This is a genomic window from Nonomuraea sp. NPDC003804 (assembly GCF_040610675.1).
Lineage (GTDB): Bacteria > Actinomycetota > Actinomycetes > Streptosporangiales > Streptosporangiaceae > Nonomuraea.
The window spans coordinates 1-2434 of record NZ_JBEXMT010000079.1 but is presented as its reverse complement, the minus strand read 5'-3'; the positions used below and the strand labels follow the sequence as shown (position 1 = coordinate 2434).

Annotated in this window: 1 protein-coding gene and 1 pseudogene; one reads left to right on the top strand and one right to left on the bottom strand. The window is 71.2% G+C overall.

Annotated elements, in window-relative coordinates:
* The first annotated feature begins 283 nt into the window (after positions 1-283).
* The gene (locus ABZX22_RS44820) at positions 284-1561 is read left to right on the top strand and encodes a GNAT family N-acetyltransferase (RefSeq protein WP_354923388.1); all 1278 of its coding nucleotides are present in this window, start codon (positions 284-286) and stop codon (positions 1559-1561) included.
* A gap of 106 nt (positions 1562-1667) precedes the next feature.
* On the opposite strand, the pseudogene ABZX22_RS44815 reads toward ABZX22_RS44820, so the two are convergent.
* Positions 1668-2192 (bottom strand): annotated as a pseudogene (locus ABZX22_RS44815) (response regulator transcription factor); the annotation flags it as partial.
* Positions 2193-2434 lie beyond the last annotated feature (242 nt).

Genomic DNA, 2434 nt, shown 5'->3' with positions numbered 1-2434 from the left:
GCGGCAACGGCGGCAACAACAACAGCGGCAACATCAACGTCGGCAACAACTGAGCCACACCACCATGGCCCGCCATGTCACCGACACCCACCGCCAGTTACCAACCCACACCCACACACTAGAACCACCGCGAAACAGGCGGCCGACGCGACCACAAGCGCCGGCCGCCTTCGCGTTGTGTCCGGCGACCGCTCGTGAGCAGCTGCCGCCGACCTGCCGTCGGCCGGCTTCGCCCCGGCGAAATTCGGATGACGGCCGCACGGGCGCGGGCTAGGTTCGCGCCATGAAGATCGACCATCCGGCCACCGCTACCCCGCACCCGCTGGAGCTGGACATCCGCCCGGTGCCGGAGGACGACCTCGACAAGGCCCTTCGCCTGTCCGCCATCGCCTTCCACGACAACCCCGACGACGAGACCCGCGAGCGACATCGCGAGCTGCTGCTGCGCTGCGAGCGGCTCGGCGCCTACGAGGGCGATCGCCTGGTGGGGTTCCTGGCCGCGCTGCAGCTGGACCTGTCGGTGCCGGGCGGTGACCTCCCGTGCGCCGGCGTCACGTTCGTGTGCGTGCTGCCCATCCACCGGCGCCGCGGCGTGCTGACCAAGTTGATCGACGAACTGTGGCGGGCCGGGGCGCGGCAAGGCCGTCCCCTTGCGGCACTGTGGGCCTCCGACGCCGCCGTCTACGGGCGGTTCGGTTTCGGCTTCGCCACGTACGGCATGACGATCGAGATCGACTCCGGCCGTCCGCTCGATCTGCGCATCGAGGCGGATCCGCGGCCCCTGCGGCTGCTGGAGCCGGCGGATGCCCAGCAGGTGGTCGCACCGCTGTACGAACGCTCCCGCACGGCGCGCGCCGGACGGCTGCGCAGGGACGACACCTGGTGGGACACCCAGGTGCTGCCGGAGAAGGAAGAAGAGGACGGCGAGCTCGGCCCGCCGCTGGTCGTGGTGGTCGGCGACGCGGACGCGGGTGGGCCGCCGGCCGGGTACGCGATCTACCGCACCCGTCCAGGGAACGACGACACCAACAGCCCCGGACTGGTGCAGGTGCAGGAGTTCGAGGCCGACAGCGCTCCGGTGGCCGCCGCGTTGTGGCGCTACCTCGCCGGGATCGACCTGACGGAGCGCGTGCGCTGCTGGGCCGTACCGGTGGACGATCCGCTGCCGCTCATGGCCGCCGACCCCGACCAGGTCCGGGTGACGCAGGTGTTCGGCTGCCTGTGGCTGCGCCTCGCCGACGTACGGCAGGCCCTGCTGGCTCGCGCCTGGGCCGCGCCGTTCGACCTGGTGCTGCAGGTGCGGGACGCGGCGCTGCCCGCCAACGCCGGCCGCTTCCGGCTGACGGCGGGCCCGGACACGGCGATCGCGTACGAGCCCACCGCCGACCCGGCCGACCTCACCATGGATGTGCGCGAGCTCGCCGCCTGCTATCTCGGCGGCGCCCTGGTCACCCGCTTCGTCCGGGCAGGTCTGGTCGCCGAGCACACGCCGGGCGCGGCGGCCACGCTGGACGCCGCGCTGCGCACCGAGCGGCCGGCCTTCACCATGGACGAGTTCTGACGGTGCCACCGCCTCGAATGTGACCGGCGGCCGCGCGTCCTTCCCGCGCGCCCGGGGCTCGCTGGACTCCCATGGCGCGGTCAGGACGGCGCCCGGAGCGTGGATGTCAGGAGTTGCGTGGGACCACCAGGCCGGATTCGTAGGCGAGGACCACGAGCTGGGCACGGTCACGGGCACGGAGCTTGGCCATGGCCCGGTTGACGTGGGTTTTCGCGGTCAGTGAGCTGATCACCATGCGGGCGGCGATCTGGTCGTTGGACAGGCCCTGCGCGACCAGGGCGACGGCCTCGCGTTCGCGGTTGGTCAGCTCTTCCAGCCCCGTGCCGGTGCCGGTGTGGAGCGGCTGGGTGACGTACCGGTTGATCAGCCTGCGGGTGATCGACGGCGCGAGCAGGGCGTCACCACGCGCGGCGACGCGTACGGCGTGCAGGAAGTCTTCCGGCACGATGTCCTTGACGAGGAAACCGGCGGCGCCGGCGCGCAGCGCGTTGAAGACGTGTTCGTCCAGGCCGTAGTTGGTCAGGATGACGACGTGCACCCCGGCCGGCGCCGGGTCCGCGGCGATGCGACGGGTCACCTCGATGCCGTCGACGACCGGCATCTTGATGTCGACGAACGCGACGTCGGGCCGGCACCGCTTGCGGGGGGTCGTGTCGGCACCGGCAACGGGCCCGCTCCCGCCGCACCGGCTGACCGGCTGACCCCGGCTGGCAGCGCTGGATCCGAGTCGGCGACGTCCAGGACTGGCAAGCGTTTCCAGAGTCGCCGGTATCCCCGCCAGGAACGGCGATGCAGATATCTCGCATGCCATCCGTTAACTGCATGAAAGGGGCATGCAAGGACTTCTCGGTACAAATATCCACATAGCTCCCC

Excerpts from the sequence above, each read along its gene's own strand:
- ABZX22_RS44820 (WP_354923388.1), top strand. The coding sequence starts at position 284 with ATGAAGATCGACCATCCGGCCACCGCTACCCCGCACCCGCTGGAGCTG.